This window comes from Aeromonas sp. L_1B5_3, from assembly GCF_963866575.1.
Lineage (GTDB): Bacteria > Pseudomonadota > Gammaproteobacteria > Enterobacterales > Aeromonadaceae > Aeromonas > Aeromonas jandaei.
Genome location: NZ_CAWMDN010000045.1, coordinates 1 through 567 on the forward strand (window position 1 = coordinate 1; position 567 = coordinate 567).

Sequence of the window (567 nt, forward strand, 5' to 3'; positions counted from 1 at the left end):
CTCCACCTTGGCCCGGATGCTGGCTTTCATGTATTCGATGTTGATGGCCGTTTTGTTCTTGCGTGGATGCTGTTTCAAGGTTCTTACCTTGCCGGGGCGCTCGGCGATCAGCCAGTCCACATCCACCTCGGCCAGCTCCTCGCGCTGTGGCGCCCCTTGGTAGCCGGCATCGGCTGAGACAAATTGCTCCTCTCCATGCAGCAGATTACCCAGCTGATTGAGGTCATGCTCGTTGGCCGCGGTGGTGACTAGGCTGTGGGTCAGGCCACTCTTGGCATCGACACCAATGTGGGCCTTCATGCCAAAGTGCCACTGATTGCCTTTCTTGGTCTGATGCATCTGCGGATCGCGTTGCTGCTCTTTGTTCTTGGTCGAGCTGGGTGCCTCAATGATGGTGGCATCGACCAAGGTGCCTTGAGTCATCATGACGCCTGCTTCGGCCAGCCAGCGATTGATGGTCTTGAACAATTGGCGGGCCAGTTGATGCTGCTCCAGCAGGTGGCGGAAATTCATGATGGTGGTGCGGTCCGGCAAGGCGCTATCCAGGGATAACCGGGCAAACAGACG

Annotated in this window: 1 pseudogene; it reads right to left on the reverse strand. The window is 57.7% G+C overall.

What is annotated here, in order from left to right:
- Positions 1-567: pseudogene (locus AACR93_RS03380) on the reverse strand (IS5-like element IS5 family transposase); the annotation flags it as partial.